General features: G+C 70.8%; 15 protein-coding genes. 8 read left to right on the forward strand and 7 right to left on the reverse strand.

The window, feature by feature from the left end:
- Nucleotides 1-275: 275 nt before the first annotated feature.
- Entirely contained in the window at nt 276-2,174 is a 1,899-nt protein-coding gene (locus BKA14_RS25150) for a M48 family metallopeptidase (protein ID WP_239093460.1), read from the reverse strand.
- A gap of 191 nt (nt 2,175-2,365) precedes the next feature.
- Here BKA14_RS25150 and BKA14_RS25155 point away from each other — a divergent pair, with 191 nt between their 5' ends.
- Nucleotides 2,366-3,562 (forward strand): cytochrome P450, encoded by a 1,197-nt coding sequence (locus BKA14_RS25155; RefSeq protein WP_184953326.1) that lies wholly within the window; start codon nt 2,366-2,368, stop codon nt 3,560-3,562.
- 99 nt (nt 3,563-3,661) lie between these two features.
- Here the strand turns inward: BKA14_RS25155 and BKA14_RS25160 are convergent, their stop codons facing one another.
- On the reverse strand, nt 3,662-5,146 hold the full coding sequence (locus BKA14_RS25160; RefSeq protein ID WP_239093462.1) for a beta-N-acetylhexosaminidase: 1,485 nt from the start codon (nt 5,144-5,146) through the stop codon (nt 3,662-3,664).
- Nucleotides 5,147-5,172: 26 nt separating this feature from the next.
- Between BKA14_RS25160 and BKA14_RS25165 the strand changes: the two genes are divergently transcribed.
- Nucleotides 5,173-5,706: a GNAT family N-acetyltransferase gene (locus BKA14_RS25165; protein ID WP_184953327.1), complete on the forward strand. Its 534-nt coding sequence runs from the start codon at nt 5,173-5,175 to the stop codon at nt 5,704-5,706.
- Between the two features lie 89 nt (nt 5,707-5,795).
- On the opposite strand, the gene BKA14_RS25170 is transcribed toward BKA14_RS25165, so the two are convergent.
- The 3 genes from BKA14_RS25170 to BKA14_RS25180 all read right to left on the reverse strand — a co-directional run bounded on the left by BKA14_RS25170 (nt 5,796) and on the right by BKA14_RS25180 (nt 8,864).
- Nucleotides 5,796-6,548 (reverse strand): SGNH/GDSL hydrolase family protein, encoded by a 753-nt coding sequence (locus BKA14_RS25170; RefSeq protein WP_184953328.1) that lies wholly within the window; start codon nt 6,546-6,548, stop codon nt 5,796-5,798.
- A gap of 338 nt (nt 6,549-6,886) precedes the next feature.
- The gene (locus tag BKA14_RS25175) at nt 6,887-7,717 is read right to left on the reverse strand and encodes an LLM class flavin-dependent oxidoreductase (protein ID WP_184953329.1); all 831 of its coding nucleotides are present in this window, start codon (nt 7,715-7,717) and stop codon (nt 6,887-6,889) included.
- A 193-nt stretch (nt 7,718-7,910) separates the two neighbouring features.
- Complete coding sequence (locus BKA14_RS25180) at nt 7,911-8,864, reverse strand: helix-turn-helix transcriptional regulator (RefSeq protein WP_184953330.1); 954 nt, start codon at nt 8,862-8,864, stop codon at nt 7,911-7,913.
- Between the two features lie 62 nt (nt 8,865-8,926).
- Between BKA14_RS25180 and BKA14_RS25185 the strand changes: the two genes are divergently transcribed.
- The 4 genes from BKA14_RS25185 to BKA14_RS25200 all read left to right on the forward strand — a co-directional run bounded on the left by BKA14_RS25185 (nt 8,927) and on the right by BKA14_RS25200 (nt 14,528).
- Entirely contained in the window at nt 8,927-9,886 is a 960-nt protein-coding gene (locus tag BKA14_RS25185) for an ABC transporter ATP-binding protein (RefSeq protein WP_184953331.1), read from the forward strand.
- A 3-nt stretch (nt 9,887-9,889) separates the two neighbouring features.
- Entirely contained in the window at nt 9,890-10,624 is a 735-nt protein-coding gene (locus BKA14_RS25190) for an ABC transporter permease (RefSeq protein ID WP_184953332.1), read from the forward strand.
- Nucleotides 10,625-10,642: 18 nt separating this feature from the next.
- Nucleotides 10,643-11,695: a magnesium and cobalt transport protein CorA gene (locus tag BKA14_RS25195; protein ID WP_184953333.1), complete on the forward strand. Its 1,053-nt coding sequence runs from the start codon at nt 10,643-10,645 to the stop codon at nt 11,693-11,695.
- 217 nt (nt 11,696-11,912) lie between these two features.
- The gene (locus BKA14_RS25200) at nt 11,913-14,528 is read left to right on the forward strand and encodes a lipopolysaccharide biosynthesis protein (RefSeq protein ID WP_184953334.1); all 2,616 of its coding nucleotides are present in this window, start codon (nt 11,913-11,915) and stop codon (nt 14,526-14,528) included.
- 184 nt (nt 14,529-14,712) lie between these two features.
- Here BKA14_RS25200 and BKA14_RS25205 read toward each other — a convergent pair whose 3' ends face one another.
- Nucleotides 14,713-15,207 (reverse strand): hypothetical protein, encoded by a 495-nt coding sequence (locus tag BKA14_RS25205; RefSeq protein WP_184953335.1) that lies wholly within the window; start codon nt 15,205-15,207, stop codon nt 14,713-14,715.
- A 519-nt stretch (nt 15,208-15,726) separates the two neighbouring features.
- Nucleotides 15,727-16,557, reverse strand: a complete 831-nt coding sequence (locus BKA14_RS43310; RefSeq protein WP_221477316.1) for a hypothetical protein — start codon at nt 16,555-16,557, stop codon at nt 15,727-15,729.
- An 894-nt stretch (nt 16,558-17,451) separates the two neighbouring features.
- On the opposite strand from BKA14_RS43310, the gene BKA14_RS25215 reads away from it, so the two are divergent.
- Both BKA14_RS25215 and BKA14_RS25220 read left to right on the forward strand, forming a co-directional pair.
- Nucleotides 17,452-17,829 (forward strand): DUF2750 domain-containing protein, encoded by a 378-nt coding sequence (locus BKA14_RS25215; protein WP_184953337.1) that lies wholly within the window; start codon nt 17,452-17,454, stop codon nt 17,827-17,829.
- Between the two features lie 54 nt (nt 17,830-17,883).
- On the forward strand, nt 17,884-18,321 hold the full coding sequence (locus tag BKA14_RS25220; protein WP_239093465.1) for a response regulator: 438 nt from the start codon (nt 17,884-17,886) through the stop codon (nt 18,319-18,321).
- Nucleotides 18,322-18,347: the final 26 nt, after the last annotated feature.

Below are 18,347 nucleotides of genomic sequence, written 5' to 3' on the forward strand. Positions count from 1 at the left end.
ATCGGAAGCGGTAAAGCGAACGTTCCGCGTGGATATTGTGACGTGCGGTAATTAATCGTTCACTCGTCGGTCGCCTATGCGACCCGCGCCTGTCCAGTAGCACGGGCCGCGAGCGCGCAGAGTTCACCCGGCGTGGTGCCATCACTCTCTCGGGTGCGGTGTGTCCGCTTTGTCCACGCAATCGCGGCAGCCGCGGTACGGCCCCGATCCCGGCCCGGTCCGGTTGCGGCCTCGGTCCCGGTCCGGTTGCGGTCCCGGTCCGGTTGCGGTCCCGGTCAGCGGGTGCGGGCCAGGAACGCCACGGCGTCGTCGAGGGCGGCCCAGCCGCCCGGCAGCTCCTCGGAGTCCAGAGTGGAGCGCACGCTCAGGGAGCCCCCGTCACGCAGCTTGATCTCCCAGGCCCGGCGGCCGCTGCGGGTGGCCGAGGCCGAGGCGACGTCGGCGAACGGCACGAACCGGCTGTCGGCGGCGGGCTTCTCCAAGGTGGCCGTGGCCGTGGCAGTCGTCGCCGGCGCCGCCGCCTCGGCGGCCGCCGGGGAGCCGTCGGTCAGCACACCGTCGGCGGCCAGGCGGGTCAGGCGGCGCCGGGACTCGTGGTGGCGGGTGCGCGGCAGGGCGGGCACGAGGAACAGCCCGGTCTCGAGGACCAGCAAGTCGGTGCGGACACCGTCGACCTGCATGCCGACCACACCGCCGAGCACCGGGACGCGGGCCGAATGATGCCGCGCGGTCGTCGCCGACGCCGTGAGATCGACGCCGATCGAGGTCAGCCACTCCCGCACCTCCCCCACCGTGGCCGGGTCGCCGGCGGCCTCGGCGGGCGCCTGCAACTCCAGATAGGACCCGTCGATCACGACCAGCTCGGCCGTGCCCGTCCAGCTGTGCCGCCAGCGGGCCACGCCGCTGTGCAGGGCGGCCAGTGCCAGCAGCAACGCGATCAGGTCGGTGACCCGGCCGGACACCTCGTCGGCGGGCAGGTCGTCGAAGACCGTCTCGGCGACCTTGCGCAGGCGGCCGTCGGCGGCCAGATCCAGCATGTCGGCCGCCCCGGTCACCGGCGTGCCGGCGGCGCGCGACAGGGCCCGCAGCGACGCGTCGGCCTCCCGCTCCATCTCGGCGATGCGGGCCACCCCGAAGAACTCGTCCCACCCGACCACGGCGCGGGTGCCGGGCGGGAACGCCACCGCCTGCAACGCCCGGCCCAGGCCCGGCAGGTCGGGCACCAGCTCACCGGCCGGGCGGCCCGGCGGCTCCGGCCCCTCGGGGATGAGCTCGGCCAGGGCGGCCAGTCGCTGGGCCGGCGGCGGATGCGGATCCCACTCCCCCGGCGGCTCCGGCTCGCGGGCCCGCAGCGCGGCCATGTCGTCACCGCGGGCGGCCAGCACCCGCAGGAAACCGCCGAAGACATCGTCCGGCACCAGGCCGGTCTGCCAGCCCGGGCTCAGATACTCGGCGTGGAAAAGCTGCTGCATGGCTTGCAGAGCGGGGCCGTCCCGCAGCACGGCGGCCGCGGCGTGCGGGCCGGCGAACGTGGCCGCGACCCGGTCGGCGGCCAGCTCCTGCTCATGGCTGTACGGCGTGTCGACCACCTGATACCACCGGGCCCACGCCCGCAGCAGCGGACCGGCCGGGCTGCGACGCGGGATGCGCGGCACGATCCGGCCCAGGGCGAGCCGGCCGCGCCGGGCCATCGGGGCGAACCGGCCCCCCAGCGCCGGCGAGCCGTGCGCCAGCTCGTGGGCGACCACGGCCCGGACGCGGGACTCGTCCCACGCCTGCAGCAGCGGCAGCCCCAGGTAGAGCTCGCGAGGACCACCGGCCAGACCGCCCAGGCGCAGCGGCTGGGCCACGGTGGCGTCGGCCCCGGCCACGATCGTCACGCCGGCGGGCGGCTTCACCCCGGCCGCGGCGGCCGCGTCGTCGATCATCGTCCACAGGGCGGGGGCGTGCTGGCGCAGCACGGGCACCCCGGCCGGGGCCGGTCGGCGCAGGCGCAGGGCGCGCACCGTGGCCCACCACAGCAGGCCCGCCACGGCGATCACCAGCGGCACCGCGACCTGCAGAGCCCGCTCGCCGGGCAGCGGCTGGAGCACCAGCAGCACGACCAGCAGGACGGCGGCGACCTGCAGCCACGCCACCGCCAGGAAACCGGCCAGCATCGCCGCGGACCTCAACCCTGGTCGCACCTTGCCCCCATCTCTCGACGCTCGCCCCGGGGACGGCCCTTCGACTTCACACCCCCGACGCGTGCCCCAGGGTAGGTCGGCCCTCCGACGGAAACCCCAGACGCGGAGTCCGACGGAAGGAAAAATAAGGAAGATTTTCGAGGCGGTTTCGCGCAGTCACGCGAGGGGATACGGACCGTATGGCGCTTCTCGACCAGACCTTGGCGTTCGGGGCGAAGGGGTACGCCTGGCTCCCCGACCTTCGACGCCGCAGCCACGGCCGCCCGATCGCGCTGCGGATCGGCGGGCAGTCCGCAGTGGCGATCAGCGGCCCCGACGCCGCCCGCTTCTTCTACGAGCAGGGCCACCTCGAACGGCACACGGCGCTGCCCGCCCCCGTGGTCGACACCCTGTTCGGCCGGGGCGTGCACACCCTCGACGGCGAAGCGCACCGGGCCCGCAAGGCGCTCTTCGTCGAACTGCTGATGCACGAGGACGGCATCGACACCCTGGCCTCGCTGACCGGCAAGATCTTCGACGAGACGATCGACGGCCTGCGCGGCGGCGGACCGGTGTCGCTGTTCGACGAGACGGCCCGGGTGCTGTCCGAGGCGGCCGCGCGGTGGACCGGCGTACCGGAAGACGGGTCTCTCGACGACGACCTCGTGGCCATGGTCGACGGCTTCGCGACCCTCGGCCCGCGTCACCTGCGGGCCCGGCTGGCCCGGCGGCGGCGTGAACGGCAACTGGCCGGGCTCATCGACGCCGCACGCCGTCAGGAACCCACCGGCGAGCCCCTGTCCAAGATCGCGCACCACCTCGAGAACGGCTACCTGCTCGACTCGCGCACCGCCGCCGTCGAACTGATCAACATCATCCGCCCCACGACGGCCGTGGCCTGGCTCGCCGCCTTCGCCGGGCACGCGCTCGACCGCTGGCCGGGAACGCGGGCCCCGCTCCGCTCGGGCGACGACGACTACACGCTGGCCTTCGTGCACGAAGTGCGGCGGTTCTATCCCTTCGCACCCTTCCTGGGCGGGCGCGCGCGACGGGACCTGCGGTTCCAGAGCACTGACATCGCCAAGGGCACGCTGGTGCTGCTCGACGTCTACGGGCAGCACCACGACCCGCGGGTCTGGCCCGAACCGTACGAATTCCGGCCCGAACGCTTCCTGGGGCGGAGGATCGGCGAGTTCGAGCTGATCCCGCAAGGGGGTGGTGATCCACGGTCGGGGCATCGCTGCCCGGGCGAGAAGATCACGATCGCGGTGCTGGGGACGCTGGTGCAGCGGCTGGCCAAACTCGACTACTACCTGCCGCCGCAGAACACCGACATCGACCTGAGCCGCGTGCCGGCCCGCCCCAGAAGCGGCGTGAAGATCGTCATCCCCCAGTAGTCCCTCCCCACCGCACCACAGGGGGCTGGCCAAAAAATACGCCTCGTAAAACCGGCAAATTGACTTATCCACAGGGTCGAGCCGGTGATTTGCGAGACATTATTTCCAGTCGATCTCCGGGGAGCGGTGGAAGTTGACGCCCTGGGCCTCGAACCGGGGACCGAACTCGGCCAGCCGCTGCCGGAACGACGGCCACGACCGGTCGGCACGCGGCGTCCAGCCGATCTCGGCGATCGCGAGCAGCCGGGGGAACGCCATGTATTCGACGTCGGCCAGGCTGCGCAAAGTCTCGGACCAGAGCGGGGCCTCGACGCCGAGCAGGGACTCCTCACCTACGCCGGGCAGGCGGTCGGCCGGGTCCCAGTCGTACGAGCGCTCGACCCCGAGCAGCCCGGCCCAGTCCAGACCGAGCGGGCTCGACTCGTCGTACTTCATGTCGAGGTAGCTCCGGTCAGCCGGCGACATGATCACCTGGTGCCCGCTCTGGGCGGCCCGCGCGACGCCGTCGTCCGCGGGCTCGATCCGCCAGTACTGCGGGACCGCGGTGGGCGGCAGTTCGACGGCGGCCATCTCGTGCCAGCCGATCGCCCGCTTGCCGTACTTGCCGGCCAGCGGCAGCACCCGCGTCATGAACGTCCGGTAGTCCTCGGCCGTCGTGCTCAGCGCCTCGTCGCCCCCGATGTGCAGGAACGGACCGGACGTCAGGCCGGCCACGACCCGGATGACGTCGTCGACGAACGCGTACGTCTCCTCCCTGTTCGCGCACAGCGAGGAGTAACCCACCTCGGCGTCGGTGCGTGGCTGCACCGGCTCGCCGTCGCAGGTCAGCTCGGGGTAGGCCACCTGCGCCGCGTTGACGTGACCGGGCAGGTCGATCTCGGGCACGATCGTGACGAACCGAGTTTCCCCGTACGCCACCAGGTCCGCATATTCCGCGGCGGTCAGGAAGCCGGGGCCCTGGCCGTCGATCCCGGTGCCCTCGCCCCCGCTGACCTCGGTGAGCCGCGGCCAGCCCTCGATCTCGAGGCGCCACCCCTGATCGTCGGTCAGGTGCAGATGCAGGTGGTTGATCTTGAACTGGGCGATCGTGTCGATGTAGGACCGGATGTCGGCCGGGCCGTAGAAATGCCGGGCCAGGTCGAGCATCGTGCCGCGGTAGGCGAAACGCGGCTCGTCCTCGATCCGCCCGCCGGGCAGCACGACCTCGGCCGGGGCCGCTTCCGCCGCGACCTGGGCCGGCAGCAGCTGGCGCAGCGTCTGCAGGCCGGCGAAGAGGCCCTGCGCGGCGGGGGCGCTGAGGGTCACGCCGTCGGCGGCGATGTCGAGCCGGTACGACTCCGGGGACTTCGCCTCGTCGACGGTCTCATCCAGCCGCAGCCGGACCGCACCGCCGTCCGCCAGAGGCACCGGAAAGCCCGTGACCTGGCGCAGCAGACCGGCCAGTTCGCCCGCGACGGCGGCCGCCGCGGGGGCGGCGCTCACCGACACACCGGCGGTGACCCGGAAGTCGGCGGTCGCGTCAGGCCGGACCGATGCGGGCAGCGGAATGACGTCACCGAGTTGTCTCATCGTGGGAGCGCTCACGATGAGGAACAATAAACTGTCTTTCCATGTCGATCACGACCCGTCGCGCCGGAGATGCCGACCCGGAGCTGTTGCACGATCTGGCCGAACGGACGTTCGGGCTGGCCTGTCCACCCGGAACCCGGCAGGAGGACATCGACGCCTTCATCGCCACGAACCTGTCGGTGGCGAGCTTCCGGGGTTATCTGGCCGACCCGGAACGCATCCTGCTGCTGGTGCTCCGCGACGGCGTGCCGGTGGGCTACTCGATGCTGGTCGGCGGCCCGATCAAGGATCCGGACGTGTCCGCCGTGATCGACGAGCGGGTCAGCATCGAACTGAGCAAGTGTTACGTGGCTCCCGACCAGCACGGCTCGGGCGCCGCGGCCGCACTGATGACCGACACGCTGACCGCGGCCGGCGCGACCGGGGCCGCGTTCTGCTGGCTGGGCGTCAACCAGCAGAACGTACGGGCGGCGAAGTTCTACGCCAAGAACGGCTTCGAGATCGTCGGCACCAAGCGCTTCCTGGTCGGCAGCGAATGGCACAACGACCACATCCGCCGCCGCCCGCTGCCCTGATCCGGCCGGGCGACGTCGGCGCAGTCTGATCAGGCCGGGCTGACCTCGGGGCAGTCTGATCAGGCCGGGCTGACCTCGGCGCAGTCTGATCAGGCCGGGTTGACCTCGGCCCAGTCGAGGAACTTGCCCGTGCGGAAGTCGCCGGACGACTGGCCCCGGATGCGGCGGGCGAGCCAGGGCAGCACATGCTCGCGGTAGTAGCGGGCCTCGGCCAGCACGCGGCGGCCCTCGACCGGGCCGGGATCGATCACGTGGGCGGCCCGCTCGTAGCCCAGCGCGTTGAGCACCAGGCCGGCCACCCGGGTGTGGCCGGCCGCATTGAGGTGCAGGCGGTCGGCCGACCAGTAGCCCGCCTTGCGCAGCTCGACGTCGTGGAAGGCGTCGACGAGCGTGATGTCGTAGCGCTTCGCCAGCTCGATCGCCGACTGGGTGAGCTCCTCACCGCGGCGGCGCATGCGGTTGCCCATGGGCAGCCGGTCGGACGGGTCGGCTCCGCTGAGCAGCACCATCCGCACGCCGGCCTCGGAGCAGCGCTGGATCGCCTTCTCGGTCAGCTCGGCCAGCCGCCGCATGTCGCCACCGGGACGCATCATGTCGTTGCCCCCGCCGGCGAGCGTCAGCATCGTGGGCCGTGGCGACAGGGCCAGCGCGGCCTCGAGCTGCTCATGGACGATCGGCCCGAGCAGCCGGCCCCGGATCGCGAGATTCGCATACTGCACCGTCTCGCCCGTGCCGGCGGCCAGCCCCGCGGCGACCAGGTCGGCCCACCCGCGCACCGAGCCGTCGGGCTGCTCGTCACCGACGCCCTCGGTGAAACTGTCCCCGATCGCCACGTACCGCATCACGCCGCACCCTTCCACCGCGACCCGCCCCCGCGAACCGCACCCGCTACGCACCGCCCCGGCGTCCTCGCCCGAAGCGCATCGGCCGAGGCTATCGAACGCTCTCGTGCCGAGCGCGACTTCGCGACCAGTGTCATACCGCCCCGCCCACCGCCCGCGCACACATCGACCGCGACGACGAGGCCGTCCGCCGCGCCGGACCGACGCCCACCGCGGCGCGGCAGGCCGGACCACCGCCCACCACCGCGCGGCAGGCCAGGCCGACGCCCACAGGCCGGCGCGCGCCGGCGATGAGCGAGCTTTTCGCTCCGGGGCGGTCGCGCCGGGGCCGGACGGGGTCAGCCGACCAGTGGCTTCACCTCCTCGGCGACCCAGCTCACGTAGGCCGCCGGGTCTTCGCCCGGGACCGGCTGCAGGATGACCTTGCCCGCGCCGGCCGCCGCGAACTCGGCCACGCCGGCCGCGATCTCGGCGGGCGAGCCGGCGAGGCCCGGATAGTCGGTCTTGTAGACCTCGGCGTCGCGGGCCAGCTTCTCGGCCGCGCCGGGGCCCGTGAGGGCCGGCACGAACACGACGATCTGCGCGTCGGGCGCCGCCTTGGCCGCCTCGGCCACCTTGGCCGGGGTGGTGCCGCCGGAAAGAACCACGGCGTCGCCCACCTCGCCGGCCAGCGCGATCGTCTTGGGTCCACCGGCCGCGATCGACAGCACCGGCGGCACCTCGGGCGGCCAGTCGAGCCGGACGTTGTCGAGCTTGACGTAGCGCCCGTCGACCGTGACCGTCTCGCCGCGGAGAAGCGCACCGAGCGCCGTCGCATACTCCCGGAGCAGCGTGAGCGGGGACGCGGCACGGGCCCCGACCTGGCCCATCCACTCCTGGACGCCGTGGCCGATGCCCGGCAACGCCCGGTCACCGAACAGGCGCCCGAGGGTGGCCAGCTCCATCGCGAGGGAGGCCACATTGCGGAACGGCACCGGCATGATGCCGACGCCGACGCGCAGTCTCTCGGTCGAGGCGAGCGCGGCGGTCATGGCGGTGAGGCCGCCGTTGAGGAAGCAGTCCTCCCAGAGCCACAGCTCCTCCAGACCGGCCTGATCGGCGGCCCGGGCGACGGAGCGCAGGGTCTCGGGAGGATTGCTCGGCAGGAAGATCGCACCGATCGTCGTCATGGCCCAGATTCTGCCCGCACCCTCTGACATTTTCGGGCCTTCGCCGCCTCCGCGATATCCGTGAAGGCTTATATACGTTCTGGCTTATGTGGCTCGGAAAAGTGTCGGAGGGGACCGATAGCTTCATTCGTGCGGATCGGCGCCACGGGGGCGCCGATCCGTCCAAAGTCGTCGCACCGGCGGGCCGGGCGGGTTACGGGGCTGCGGTGGCGCCGCGAAGCAGAGTTTCGGCTGTGGCGCGGACGCTGTCGCGGAGTTCGTCAGGGGATTCGATGGTGAACGGCACGCCCATCACGCCCAGCACCATGACCGGCCAGCCCAGGTCGTCCGTGTTCATGTGCATGCGGCACGTTGCCTCGCCCAGTTCGTCCACCGTGCCGTATTGGCCGATCAGCGCGCGCAACGAAGCAGCCGGCGTCTCCAGCACCACCGACACGTCGTAGCGGGCCGGGATCCTCGACATGCGGGCGCGCAGCCAGGCCGCCGGGTCGCCGCCGGGCAGGTCGCGGGGGCGGAACCGGGCGCCGGTCAGTTCGGGGCCGGCCAGGCGGTCGACGCGGAAGCTGCGCCAGTCGCCCCGCTCGAGGTCCCACGCCACCAGATACCACCGGCGGCCGATCGGCACGAGGTGGTGCGGCTCCACGTAACGCGACGACGACGATCCCTCCCGTGGGCTGTAGTGGAAGCGCAGCCGCTCCTCGCCCCGGCACGCCATCGCCAGGGTGGTCAGCGCGGCCGCGTCCAGGGTGGGCCCGCCGCCGAGCACGCCGGGGGCGGTCACCGCCCGTAACGCGTCGATGCGGCGGCGCAGCCGGGGCGGCAGCAGCTGGATGACCTTGGCCAGGGCCCGTACGGAGGTCTCCTCGAAACCGGCCACCGCGGATGTGCGCAGCCCGACGGCGATCGCGACCGCCTCGTCGTCGTCGAGCAGCAGCGGGGGCATGGCCGCGCCCGCCTGGAGCTGGTAGCCGCCGGCCACGCCGCGGCTGGCGTCGACCGGGTAGCCCAGTTCGCGCAGCCGGTCGACGTCGCGGCGCAGGGTGCGCGGGCTGACGTCGAGCCGGCCGGCGAGTTCCGAGCCCGGCCAGTAGCGGTGGGTCTGCAGCAGGGAGAGCAGTCGCAGCATCCGCGCACTCGTGTTCGCCATGACTACAGACTCCGTCGCATTCAGGTCAGGAAGTGGCCGCAAGCGACCCTAACTTGAGAAGCATGATTGAGACACAGGGGCTGACGAAGCACTTCAAGGACGTGCGGGCCGTCGACGGCATCGATCTGACCGTGGCTCCGGGCGAGTTGGTCGCGCTGCTCGGGCCGAACGGGGCCGGCAAGTCGACGACGCTGCGGATGCTGACGACGCTCATCCCGCCGACCGCGGGGACGGCCCGGGTGGCCGGGTTCGACGTGGTGCGGCAGCAGCGCGAGGTGCGCCTGCGGATCGGTTACATCGGGCAGGGCAACGGCGCCGGGCACAGCCAGCGCGGGCGCGACGAGCTGATCAGCCAGGGCCGGGCGTACGGGTTGGGGGTCAGGGACGCCCGGACGCGCGCGGCCACCCTGATCGACTCGCTGGGTCTGGGCGAGGTGGCCGACCGGCGTGTCTCAAGCCTCTCCGGGGGTCAGCGCCGCCGGCTCGACATCGCGATGGGCCTGATCCACTCGCCCGAACTGCTGTTCCTGGACGAGCCGTCGACGGGGCTGGACCCGCAGAACCGGGCCAACCTGCAGGAGCACATCCTCGACCTGCGGGCCCGGCACGCCACGACGATCGTGCTGACCACGCACTATCTCGACGAAGCGGACTCGATGGCCGAGCGGGTGATCGTCGTCGACCACGGGCGGATCATCGCCGACGACAGCCCGCAGCGGCTCAAGGCCGAGCACGTGGGCGATCGGATCATCCTTGGGTTCGACCACGAGACGGAGGCCGCGAGCGCCGCGTCAGCTTTGGGCGGGCTTGATCCCGTACGGGAGGGAACTCGGCTTTTGATCGCGACGCAGGAGGCACCGCGGCGGGTGACCGGGCTGCTCGACGACCTGCGGGCCCATGGCACTCCCGCCGCCGAGGTCGAGGTGGTCCGGCCGACTCTCGATGACGTGTTTCTGCAGCTGACCGGGCGCAGCCTGCGTGAGGGCGGCGCCGCCGATACGCGCGAACTCGTGGAGGTCTGAGCCATGACCACGTTGATCACCGACACCCGGACCGTCTTCAGCCGCGAGCTGCGCCCGGTGCTGCGCGACCCGTTCACGATCATCTTCTCGATGGTGCAGCCGCTGGTTTTTCTGGGGCTGTTCACGCCGCTGCTGCCGGACGACTCGCTGCAGTGGTTCGTACCCGGCATCATCGTCATGTCCTGCCTGTTCGCTTCGTCGATGACCGGCTCGAACCTGCTCTTCGAGATCCAGACCGGCTCGCACGAGCGGATGCTGGTGACGCCGTTGCGGCGACCGGCCCTGCTGATCGGGCGCGCGCTCAAGGAGATCGTGCCGATGTTCGCGCAGGCCGCCCTGATCGTGGCCGTCTGCATGCCGTTCGGGTTCCGGTTCAACCTGGCCGGCGCGGTGCTGGGGCTGGTCGTCCTGGCCGCCTTCTGCATCGGGCTCGGCGCCCTGTCGTACACGCTGGCGCTGGCCTCGAAGAACCAGGAGTGGCTGTTCTGGACCGTGCAGCAGACCCTGCTGTTCCCGTTGCTGCTGCTGGCCGGGGTGCTGCTGCCGATCGAGAACGGTCCGGGCTGGCTGCAGGCGCTGGCCCGGGGCAACCCGCTGAGTTATGTCGTGGACGCCGAGCGGGCGCTGTTCAACGGCCATATCTGGACCTCGGCCACGCTCAGCGGGCTGATCGCCGCGGGTGCCACGGCTGCGCTCGGGTTGTGGGCGGGCGTACGGGCGATGCGCAACTCGGACTAGGACCGCTAGTTTCGGCGGATGCTCAAACTCCTGGCGCGGATCGTCTCGCCCCGCCCGGCCGCCACCGACCGGCCACCGCGTCGCCGCAATTCGGACGCGGTGGTCGACTGCGCCGTCTATCGGTCGGGGGTTCGCAAACCGGGTGATGTCCACTTCGCACTGGCGAAACGGCATCGAGGCGAGTTCCTCTGGCTCGGGCTGCACGAGCCCGACCTGACCACGATGCGCGCGGTGGCCGCCACCTTCGGCCTGCACGACTTGCTGGTCGAGCAGACGGTGGAGGGCGGGCACCGGCCGGCGGTCGAGATGAACGGCGACGTGACCCGGCTGGTGCTGCGCACGGCCCGGTACGTCGAGCACGCGGAACTGACGGCGACCAGTGAAGTGATCGACACCGGCGACGTGACGCTGCTGATCGGGCCCTGGTTCGCCATCACCGTCCGTCACGGCGCGGCGGGTGCGCTGTGGCCGGTGCGGCAGGAGATCGAGAAGCGGCCCGAGCTGCTGCGGGCCGGGCCGTGGGCGGTCGCCTACGCGGTGGCCGACCGGCTCGTCGACGGCTACCTCGACGTGTCCATGCAGGTGGAGCATGATCTGGAGCGGCTCGAGGAGGAGACCTTCGCGACCCGCCATTCCGCCGATATCGCCCATTTTTATCAGCTCAAGCGGGAGATGGTCGAGCTCAAGCGGGCGGTCCTCCCGCTGCAGGAACCGCTGGCCCGGCTGCTCGACCTGACCGTCGTGCCGGCCGGCCTGCGGCCCTATCTGGTCGATGTGCGCGGCCGTCTGGCCAGGGCAGTTGATCGTGTGGCCGGTTTTGATGACTTGCTTAACTCGATCTTGCAGGCCCGCCTGACCCAGGTGACACTCGAGCAGAACAACGACATGCGCATGATCGCCGCGTGGGCCGCCATCGCTGCCGTCCCGACCGTGGGCGCCGGGATTTATGGGATGAACTTCACGAATATGCCGGGCATCGACTCCCGCTATGGGTTCTCGGTGACGATTGTGATAGTTGTTCTCGTCTGTAGTGGCCTCTTCTGGCGGTTCAAACGAGCGGGTTGGTTGTGATGATCCACGTCACGCACAGTGACAGTCGATCTTTGCGAATGTGGCAGACGATTCCCCTGGGACCTCACGCGTCCCCGGCATCGACCGAACGGCCACCCGGATCCGCCGCTTCATTGATCGTCCATACCGGACAGTACGCGAAGATTCGGCCGCTCTCCCGTAGCCATCCAAACCGGCGAGTAACTAGCGTTTCATCGTCGTCTCGTGGGGAGGCTTTGTGACCGCGACCCAGGTCGCCGCACCGCAGGGCTCGGTTCAACCGGCCAAAAGGCGCAGCGCCATCCTGACCGCCCTCAAGGGGCACGTCGACCTGTTCCTGAACGCAGGCTCGCTGATCGCCACCACGGCGATCACGTCGCTGTTCGGGTTCGCGTTCTGGTGGGTCGCCGCCCGCTCGGCGTCCCCCGAGGCGGTGGGCCAGGCCTCGGCCGCGGTCTCCGCGATGACGCTGATCGGCACCATCGGCATGTTCGGCATGGGCACCATGCTGATCTCCGACCTGTCGCAGCTGCGCGGGCCCAAGTGGGAGCTGATCACCACCTGTCTGCTCGTCGCGGGCAGCGCGGCCACGGTCGGCGGCATCATCTATGTGGTCGTCGCGCAGCTGTGGATCCCCGGCCTGCAGGAGGCGCTCGGCGGCGCCTTCGGCACGGTGCTGCTGGTGATCGGCATCGCGCTCAACTCGATCACCCTGGTGCTCGACGAAGCCCTGGTCGGCCTGCTCAAGGGCCCGCTCCAACTGATGCGCAACGCCTGGTTCTCGGTGATCAAGCTGGCGCTGCTGGGCGGTCTGGCCCTCGCGCCGATCACCCTGACCGGCAACGAGCTGCTGCTGACCTGGGTGGCCGGCATCGTGCTGTCGACCGCCATCCTCAGCGTCGCGCTGCGCCGCAACCGCATCATCGACTCCGCCCGCCCGCGGTTCTCGCTGCTCAAGGGCCGAGGCAAGTCGACCTTCGACCACAACCTGCTCAACCTGGCGACCTACCTGCCCCGCGCCGCCCTGCCGCTGGTCGTCACCGCGGTGCTGTCGGCCGAGGCCAACGCGTCGTTCTACACCGCCTTCATGGTGCTGTCGTTCCTGGCCATGGTGCCCGGCAACGTGGCCCTCACGCTGTTCGCGGTGGCCAGCGGCGACAAGCGCGCGCTGACCTCCAAGGTCCGCGTCGGCCTGATGATCTGCCTCGGCGGCGGTGTGCCGGTCGCGGCGCTGGTCTTCCTGCTGGCCAACCCGATCATGTCGGTCTTCGGCGCGCAGTACGCGGAGACGGCCGGCGACGCGCTGCGACTACTCTCGCTGACCTACATCCCGTTCGTCTTCCTGCACTTCTTCATGGCGATCTCCCGCGTGCAGGACAGGGTGCGCGGGGCCGGCATCTTCTCGCTGTTCGCGGGCATCGCCGAGCTCGGCGCCGCCTGGTACGGCGGCAGCACCGGAGGCCTGACCGACCTGGTGATGTGGGTCGCGATCGTGATGGGCGTCGAGACCGTGCTGGTCGCCCCGACCGTCCTGCGGGTCGTCCTCGGCACCTCCAAGCGCCGCGGGGACAGCGCCAACACGACAGTCATGACCCTGCACGAGCGGGCCTGGTTGCCGCTCGAATACATCCGCACCGTCGGTCCCCTGTACGGCGTGACCGTCGACGGCGTACGGCGGGCCCTGATCGGTCTGCACGCGGCCGACCCCAAGCACCGGGCCGTGTCGAAGCTCGACCGCGTCGGCGCCCGCTGGGAGCACATGAACGGCGCCGAGTTCGCGCAGTTCGTGCACCGCGCCGTGCAGGACTCCGGCGACTGGTCGCTCGACATGGACGGCATGACCCGCAAGCTGCAGTCCGAGCCGCGCGGCATCCACCCGATCCGCATCCTGGTCGGCGCGGGTTACATCGCGATCAAGGTGTCCCACGCGTACGGCGACGCCGGCCCGGTCAACTCGCTGGTGCACGAGCTGGTGCTCGCGGCCAGCCAGGGTCGCGCCGCGGTGATCCCGCCGCTCGAGCGCAACCGGATGGCGCTGCCCAAGGCCTGGTGGAAGCAGTTCGGCACCAAGCCCGCCCGGTGGAAGGAAGGCATCAGCTTCGCCCGGCCGCCGGAGCCCGAAGAGACCCGCATGCGCAAGTGGCAGCCGAACCTGACCGTACGCTCGGCGCGCTCGGCCACCACGCTCAAGCTGATGCGGCAGTGGCGCGACGAGTACTCCCCCGGCGTCACCACGTCGGCGATCACGTTCGCCGCCTTCACCGCCGCGCTGCACCAGCTGGGCCTCAAGCCCGACACCGGCGGCGCGACGTTCCTGGCCGACGGCCGGCGCTTCCTCGACAAGGACGTCCGGATCGACAGCAACTTCTGCATGGGTCCGTATCTGTCCCCGCAGAACATGATGGACCCGGCCTCGATCAACACGACGATCAAGAACGAGCTGGCCACGGGCCGCATCCTCACGATGATGGTGCTGCGCGAGGGCAAGATCGCTCTGGACGGCGCGCCCGGCATGCCCGACCCGTACCCGTCGGAGCTGGCCATCCCGCCGCGCCCCCGGCTGACCTTCAGCAACCAGGGCCGACACGACCTGCTCGGCGACCTGCCCTGGTCGGTCGGCCCCGAGTGGCGAGTCAACCTGAGCGTGCCCACGCTGAACAGCCCCGAAGGCGTCTGCCTGACGACCAGCGAGATGAACGGCGTGCTGCACCTCGAGGCCACGTTCCACGCGTCGACCTTCGACCCCAACCTGATCTCGAAGGCGATGGAGATGGTGCTCACCGACCCGTCCGCGCTGATCATGAACGCGCGCCGGGAGTCGGACGAGGCGACCCAGGCGCTCCAGCTGGCCTAGTTTCTGCTGGCACAAAAGCGGCGCCCGGCCTGTCTGGCCGGGCGCCGCTTGGTTTATGTGCGGCGACCGGGTCGCCGATCGTCCTGGGCGGGCCTGAGCCGCCCCGCGTTCATCCGGCGCGGTTCTGTCCCCGCGCCCGCTATGTTCCGGCGCCTGGTGCGCCGCTGTCCTCCCGCGCCGGCGCTCAGGCCCGTACGGGCAGCATGAGGTCGGTGCTTCTGGTGTATGTCGGCGAGTCGTCCTCGCAGTCGGTGTAGCTGATCGTGGCGGTGATCAGGGCCCACGAGTCACGGTCGTAGTCGGCCTCGACGCGGAACGCGGTGAAATCGGTGCGGCCCCGCTTGAGCGAGTCGCCCCGCGAGAACGACGTGAACTCACGCTCCCCCGGATAGTCGACCTCGATGTGGCGGTTGTCCCGCACGGTGACCTGGGCGTCACAGATCTTGACGTCGGTCTTCCACTTCACCTGCACCCACGCCGACTCGCCGGCGTCGACGGCCTTGAGCGTCCGGCTGACCGGCCGGGGGCCCTTGACCTTCTTCTTCGCCTGGGCGGTCGGCAGGTCCTGGGCTTGCTGGGGGCCCGTGGCGGCGCTCGCGGCCGGTGCGGTGACGGTCAGCATGCCCATCGCCACGGCGGCCGTGGCGGCAACGATTCCGATTCGGCGGCCCGTGCTCATATCGGTCCCTCCCGTAGGCCGGCGCGCTCTCCCCGCGGCCGTGACCGTTGATCATGCTATAACGCTGATTTGCGACTCACGGCTATAAAGAGCTTTCAACCCTTTCGTACGGATTGGCCCCCTCGCCACGGGCCGGGGCGGGCACGATCCGCGGTGCTGGGGCCGGACGGGTTCCGGCTCACCGACTCAATCGGTGGTCCCGGAACCCGCCACGCTTCGGTGTGCCGCGCCGCTGCTCGCCATACTTCGGCTTGCCGCACTGCCGCTCGCCATACTTCGGCTTGCCGCGCTTTGCTGCTCGCCATACTTCGGCTTGCTGCGCCGCTGCTCGCTACGCCGCCGTTTGCCGCGCTTCTTGTCGCTGTGCCGCCGTTTGCCGCGCCGCCGATTGCCGCGCACATGCTCGCCGCAGCTTCGTGCGCCGCAGCTTCGTGCGCCGCAGCTTCGTGCGCCGCGACTTTGTGCGACCTGGCCGACCGCTGCTGCCGGTCAGCGCTGGCCGCTGCCGCGGGCGCCGCTCTAGCCGTTGCCGCGATTGCCGCGGTCGCCGCCGTTGCCGTTACCACGGTCGCCGCCGTTGCCGTTACCGCGATCGCCGCCCTGGCCGTTACCACGGTCGCCGCCGTTGCCGTTACCACGGTCGCCGCCCTGGCCGTTACCGTTTCCGTTCGTCGGGCGCGTCCGGGTCGGGCTCGCGGTCGCCGTCGGGCTGACGGTCGCGGTCGGGCTCACGGTCGCGGTCGGGGTGGCCGTCGGCGACGTCGTCGGGGCCGGGGTGGTCGGGCGGCCGGGGCGGCCCGGACCGTCGGGACGGCCCGGGCCATCCGGGCGGCCCGGACCGTCAGGGCGGCCCGGACCGTCAGGGCGGCCGGGGCCACCGGGGCGGCCGGGGCCGTCGTGGCCGTTGCTGCGCAGCACCGGCAGGGACAGGGAGAAGGAGCGGTACTGGGTGCGGTCGCGGCGGCCGCACAGGTCGTACTCGATCGTGGCGCGCAGGCGGGCGATGCCGGCCCGGTCGAAGTCGGGGTTGACCTCGACCGCCGTGAAGTCCACGCGGCCCGGGCGCAGCGAGTTGCCGCGGGTGAACGACGTGTAGCGGCGGTGGCCGGGGTAGTCGACGTCGACGTCGCGGCCGTTCACGCGCACCTCGACGTCGCAGATCGGACGGTCCGTACGCCAGTAGATCTTGACCCAGCTGTCGGCGTCGGCCCGGACGGCGCCCAGCCAGTTGGAGACCGGCTCGGGCCCCCTCGGTGCCGCCGAAGCGGGCGCCGTAGCGGTCACCGTAGCCATGCCGACGGTCGCGGTGGCCAGGGCCACGAGCGCTCCGATGCGCCGACTCTTGTTCATTGCATTCCTCCAGTGACTGTTGACTCGACCGGCCGGGTCTTACCCGACAAACCGGACAATATGACCACTGGGGGATCCTGCCGCGTCTCCGCCACGCGGTTCCGGACAATTTCCACTTTCCTGTACTAAATGTTTAGCGCCCATAACCGAAAAGTTGATGTTGATCAGCCGTTGGTTCGTCGCACACCGCGAAAGGCCTAATACCCGCATAATTTGATCATCAGCGACCGCAATATCAAGATCGAAAACCGCATTGAATCAGCGCCCGAGCAGCACCTATAGACATTCGCAAGGCGCAGCCGCTCCGCAGAAGGCGCCCAGCAACGCATCGAACGCCCGAGCGACGACTCAAACGCCGGCAGCGAGGGCTGGGGGGTGCGACCGTACGAAGGGGGCAGCGGGCGGGAGCCGGGCCCGACACAGGGCAACGTCGGCGCAAGGTCCGAGCCGAGCGGACGGGTCAGGCGGGTTGCACGGGGTCACGCCAGCGGACAGGTCAGCCGGCAGGAAGGGCGGCCCGAGCAGCTACGTCTGATCAAGTGGAGGGGCTGAGCCGGCGTGGGTCCGCGTGAGGGCAGGCCGAGCGGGGCCGGGCCGGAGGCCGAGCCGAGCGGGGCAGGCCGGGCGGACAACCGGCCCAGTGGAACGGCGAGCGGGTGGCGCGCCTGCCGCATTGAGTGGCGGGACGTGCGTGAGGCGTACCTGGGCGCGTCAATCCGGGTGAGTCGCAACCAAGCGCATCGCCTGGAGCGGTTGCCGGATCGAGCGGCCGGTGCGGTTGTCGCGCGGGCCCGGCTCGTACGTCCGCGGGGTTGGTCTTTGGATGTTTTGGCTGGCCGGGGCCCCTGTCTGCGGAACTATTGGAGGCATCCGGCGAGGGAAGGCGAGGCATCCATGTCGCTCAGTGGGGCGCATCGGGCGGCGTTCCGGCGGGAGGCGGCCGGGGAGGGGCGTGTCTATTCGATTCGGGACGGTGGTGGGCTGGCGGCGCCGAGTGTGGGTGCAGGGCGGGCGGTGCCGTTCTGGTCGAAGCCGACGCGGGCCGGGCGGGTGGTTGATCAGGTGGAGGCTTATCGGGGCTTCGAGGTGGTCGCCGTCGACGTGGATGAGTGGCTCGACGAGTGGCTGCCGGGGTTCGAGCGGGACGGAATGCTGGTCGGCATCAATTGGGCGGGTGCCCGGGCCACCGGCTACGACTTGACGCCGGCGCAGGTCAGGCAGTGGTTCGAGGATGAGCCCGCGGAGAACGGGAATTCCTCCGCCCAGGCGTAGTTGCCGCCGCCGCGTACCCCTATGCTTGCAGCACAGCAAACAAAGGGGCCCTTCGTGCGCAGCCTTCAGATCCTCGTCGTCGATGACGATGACGCCGATGCGCTCATGATTTCCGAGGCCTTGGCGGCCGCGGACACCATGGCCAACGTCGAGCGGGTCGCCGACGGGCGCGAGGCCCTCGACTATCTGCGCCGCGAGGGGGCTTACGCGCAGGCCAGCCGGCCCGATCTGATCTTGCTGGACCTCAACATGCCGCGGATGGACGGGCGCGAGACGCTGGCCGCGATCAAGTCGGACGACGGGCTCAAGGCCATCCCGGTGGTGATCCTGACCACCTCGGGCGCCGCGCCGGACATTGCTTCCAGCTATCAGCACCGGGCCAACGCCTACGTCACCAAGCCGTTCGGGCTGGACGACTTCGAGTCGACCGTGCGGCAGATCAACCGGTTCTATCGTGAGGTCGCGACGCTGCCCGGGCCGAGCGAAGCTTAGGCGGGCCCACCTGCGGGTACGGGTAG

Source organism: Paractinoplanes abujensis, from assembly GCF_014204895.1.
GTDB lineage: Bacteria > Actinomycetota > Actinomycetes > Mycobacteriales > Micromonosporaceae > Actinoplanes > Actinoplanes abujensis.

What these genes read in the sequence shown, in the direction of transcription:
- BKA14_RS25155 (WP_184953326.1), top strand. Translation starts at nt 2,366, where the DNA reads ATGGCGCTTCTCGACCAGACCTTGGCGTTCGGGGCGAAGGGGTACGCC.
- BKA14_RS25165 (WP_184953327.1), top strand. Translation starts at nt 5,173, where the DNA reads ATGTCGATCACGACCCGTCGCGCCGGAGATGCCGACCCGGAGCTGTTG.
- BKA14_RS25170 (WP_184953328.1), bottom strand. Translation starts at nt 6,548, where the DNA reads ATGCGGTACGTGGCGATCGGGGACAGTTTCACCGAGGGCGTCGGTGAC.
- BKA14_RS25175 (WP_184953329.1), bottom strand. Translation starts at nt 7,717, where the DNA reads ATGACGACGATCGGTGCGATCTTCCTGCCGAGCAATCCTCCCGAGACC.
- BKA14_RS25180 (WP_184953330.1), bottom strand. Translation starts at nt 8,864, where the DNA reads ATGGCGAACACGAGTGCGCGGATGCTGCGACTGCTCTCCCTGCTGCAG.
- BKA14_RS25185 (WP_184953331.1), top strand. Translation starts at nt 8,927, where the DNA reads ATGATTGAGACACAGGGGCTGACGAAGCACTTCAAGGACGTGCGGGCC.
- BKA14_RS25190 (WP_184953332.1), top strand. Translation starts at nt 9,890, where the DNA reads ATGACCACGTTGATCACCGACACCCGGACCGTCTTCAGCCGCGAGCTG.
- BKA14_RS25195 (WP_184953333.1), top strand. Translation starts at nt 10,643, where the DNA reads ATGCTCAAACTCCTGGCGCGGATCGTCTCGCCCCGCCCGGCCGCCACC.
- BKA14_RS25205 (WP_184953335.1), bottom strand. Translation starts at nt 15,207, where the DNA reads ATGAGCACGGGCCGCCGAATCGGAATCGTTGCCGCCACGGCCGCCGTG.
- BKA14_RS43310 (WP_221477316.1), bottom strand. Translation starts at nt 16,557, where the DNA reads ATGAACAAGAGTCGGCGCATCGGAGCGCTCGTGGCCCTGGCCACCGCG.
- BKA14_RS25215 (WP_184953337.1), top strand. Translation starts at nt 17,452, where the DNA reads ATGTCGCTCAGTGGGGCGCATCGGGCGGCGTTCCGGCGGGAGGCGGCC.